The organism is Alteromonas sp. 5NW40-0090 (assembly GCF_057552975.1).
On sequence record NZ_BAAJLT010000024.1, the window covers coordinates 1 to 3,153 of the forward strand.

Consider the following 3,153-nt stretch of genomic DNA (forward strand, 5'->3'; position numbering starts at 1 on the left):
ATGGGCTAAATTTACTCGCTTTAGTATATGGCTATAGCCAAGAGTGAAACCTACGCAAAACTATATTGTTCAAAGCTAAATGAACATTATCATTTTGGCATCATGAACTGTCGATGTGCATAGAATACCTAATGAGAATTTTTGAGTGAGAACTACAATCGCTTTTAAAAACTTCGTTTTATGTTTTACGTGCATTTATAGTAGGTTAACGCTAATAGTGTTTTTAAATAATGAGAACGCAGGTCATTTTCTACCAAGATGGTTATTATTATTGCGAAAAGGTGAATATTTCACCAGTTGATTGATTTAATTGAAATTAGTGCTTTACAGCGTCACGTAAATCATTAAGATAAGCGTCACTGGAAGTTGATACGCCTATTCAACGCATGGAGTGTTTTGATATATCACACACGTCTGGCCAGCAAACGGTGGCTTCGTGTGTGGTATTTAATCGTGAAGGTCCGCACAAAAGTGACTATCGCAGATACAATATAGAAGGCATTACCCCAGGTGATGACTACGCGGCCATGGCACAGGCGTTAAAACGTCGCTACAAGTCAGTGAAAGAAGTGCAAAAAATACCTGACCTTCTATTAATAGACGGTGGTAAAGGACAGCTTGCCCAAGCAGAAGCGTTTTTTGAAGATTGGCCCCATGATAAAAAGCCTATGCTGTTAGGCGTGGCAAAAGGCACCACCCGTAAGCCTGGCTTAGAAACACTAATACTGGCAGGTAGCCATCAGGTTCTGCCGATGGATAGCCATTCGCCAGGGCTTCACCTTATTCAACATATTCGCGATGAGTCTCACCGATTTGCCATTACTGGGCACCGCAACCGACGCCAGAAAGTTAAAACCACGTCGAGTTTGGAAAGCATACCTGGTATTGGTGCTAAACGCAGACAAACACTGCTTAAATTCATGGGGGGCTTGCAGGGTCTTAAGAAAGCCAGCAAAGATGAAATTTCAAATGTACCTGGTATAAGCCCTGAACTGGCGGAAACTATTTACGACCACCTTCATCAATAAATGAATGAGTAACAAGCAATGCATTACAAATTAAGGTAATGTGTTACAAAAATGAAAGATGCAGAGCTTATACGCTACCGCGCTAAAACGCCCATAGAGGCATAACACCGAGACGTACTTTTTATGTGGACTGTTCCAAACTGTATTACTTTATTCCGAGTAATCCTTATTCCTGTATTTGTAGTTGTTTATTTTCTTGATTGGCGCTGGGCGCACGAGGCAGGCGCATTTATTTTTTGGCTTGCGGCAATAACGGACTGGTTTGACGGCTATCTAGCAAGAAAACTACAGCAGTCTACACCCTTTGGTGCATTCTTAGATCCTGTAGCAGACAAGCTCATTGTGGGCGCAGCTCTTCTTATGATTACTCATAGTTATGCAAACCTGTGGATCACGTTGCCATCTATTGCGCTATTGGTTCGTGAAATTTACGTGTCGGCGTTACGTGAATGGATGGGTTCGAATGGTGTAAGGGATGCGGTTAAAGTGTCTTTTATAGGTAAAGCAAAAACCACTGCGCAAATGTTAGCCTTAATTGGCTTGTTGTCGGGATTAGAAACCTTTATGGGCATAACTATTTATTGGGTTTCTTTAGGTTATATTCTTTTATATTTCTCAGCAGTGCTGTCAATTTGGTCAATGTTTGTTTATACAAAAGCGGCCTGGCCACACCTTCGAAGTGGCGCAGTAAAGTGAAATTGATCGTACATTAATCAAAGTGAATAAAAAAATAGCAAACGATCATAAAAAACCGCATTTATCTCAATTTAAACGCTTTTTTGTGTTGACAGTTTTGAATGGGTAGGTAGAATGCACCCCACATTTCGAGAGGACATCAACCAAACGAAATGGTCGATTAAGACATGCGGGAATAGCTCAGTTGGTAGAGCACGACCTTGCCAAGGTCGGGGTCGCGAGTTCGAATCTCGTTTCCCGCTCCAATCTCTTAGAGATAAGTTTTAATCACGCGCCAGACGCATCTGGCGGAATGGCAGAATGGCTATGCAGCGGATTGCAAATCCGTCTATCTCGGTTCGACTCCGGGTTCCGCCTCCAAACGCTGCAACGCAGCATCAGGTTCTACGCCTGACACCTTTGCTGAAAAGCAACCCGATGCCCGGGTGGTGAAATTGGTAGACACAAGGGATTTAAAATCCCTCGCTGGTAACAGCGTGCCGGTTCAAGTCCGGCCCCGGGCACCATTTCTTAGTCTTACATCGTCTTTTATAGTCTATTCAGCCCAATAAAAACAAGTCTTTCAGAGTGTTTGTTGTCTTCGGTTGTCTTACCTTGTCTATTGAAATCTACGCATAAATGGTGCTACTTTTTGGTGCTATCCAGGTTCAATTTTACTTGGTAGCACCAAATGCCACTCACAGACCGCGCTATAAAAGCCAGCTGTTAAGGATCAGTGGGTATCCGACAAAGATAGGTTACGCTTATTGATTAAATCCAATGGTAACAAATTCTGGCGTTTAAAATACCGGTTTGCGGGTAAGCAAAAGACGTTGGCATTGGGCTCCTATCCTGAGACTCCACTTTCTAAAGCTCGAGAGTTAACCATGCAAGCCAGGCTAATGTTTAAATCTGGTGTCAATCCAGCTGCAGAAAAACGTGAAAAGCTAAGAGAAGATCAACGGTTAAACGAAGATTTGTTCATGAACGTTGCCGGGCAGTGGTGGGAACAACAAACAGGCGCTAACAAAACTATTCTTAAAAACGCTCCCTGAAACGACGCCAAAACTAAATGGTGATGTTGTAGAGCAGATCGACAAAATAGTAAAAGCCACAAGGTTTGAAGGCTGGCAGAATTCCAATAGCGGTTCCAGGGAAATACAGAAAGCATTGATGGTAACTTTAGCGCAGTTCGGTCTGGGTAAAGACAAAGAGCTATTTAAGAAAGCCTACAGCTACATTGAAGAGCATTATTAAGAGAGAACAGTAAAACTTTCGATTTGGAAGTAGAAAAATACAAGGAAGTTAATGAAAAGTTTTAAATCTGCAGAACCGCCCGAACCAATCATTATTATAAAGGCGATATTAATAGGATTGCTAGGTTCAATAGTTTTTAAAATGGGTTACTTTTTGGGGACTAGCTTTGTCCCTTATGCAATCTCATTAAAAT

The 3,153-nt window shown here is 42.0% G+C and carries 2 protein-coding genes, 3 tRNA genes and 2 pseudogenes; all 7 read left to right on the forward strand.

The features are described from left to right. Positions 1-359: 359 nt before the first annotated feature. Positions 360-1,028, forward strand: a pseudogene (locus AC27KT_RS19690) (helix-hairpin-helix domain-containing protein); the annotation flags it as partial. A 123-nt stretch (positions 1,029-1,151) separates the two neighbouring features. After that, the gene (gene pgsA / locus AC27KT_RS19695) at positions 1,152-1,724 is read left to right on the forward strand and encodes a CDP-diacylglycerol--glycerol-3-phosphate 3-phosphatidyltransferase (protein WP_014949608.1); all 573 of its coding nucleotides are present in this window, start codon (positions 1,152-1,154) and stop codon (positions 1,722-1,724) included. 169 nt (positions 1,725-1,893) lie between these two features. Next, positions 1,894-1,969: transfer RNA gene (locus AC27KT_RS19700), tRNA-Gly, on the forward strand. A gap of 41 nt (positions 1,970-2,010) precedes the next feature. Next, positions 2,011-2,084: transfer RNA gene (locus tag AC27KT_RS19705), tRNA-Cys, on the forward strand. Positions 2,085-2,143: 59 nt separating this feature from the next. Next, positions 2,144-2,230, forward strand: a tRNA-Leu gene (locus AC27KT_RS19710). Positions 2,231-2,470: 240 nt separating this feature from the next. Further along, a complete protein-coding gene (locus tag AC27KT_RS19715) occupies positions 2,471-2,758 on the forward strand; it encodes an Arm DNA-binding domain-containing protein (RefSeq protein WP_487132774.1) in 288 nt (95 codons plus the stop codon). Further along, positions 2,712-2,960: pseudogene (locus AC27KT_RS19720) on the forward strand (hypothetical protein); the annotation flags it as partial. The gene AC27KT_RS19715 and the pseudogene AC27KT_RS19720, both read left to right, overlap by 47 nt. Positions 2,961-3,153 lie beyond the last annotated feature (193 nt).

Excerpts from the sequence above, each read along its gene's own strand:
- pgsA (WP_014949608.1), top strand. The coding sequence starts at position 1,152 with ATGTGGACTGTTCCAAACTGTATTACTTTATTCCGAGTAATCCTTATT.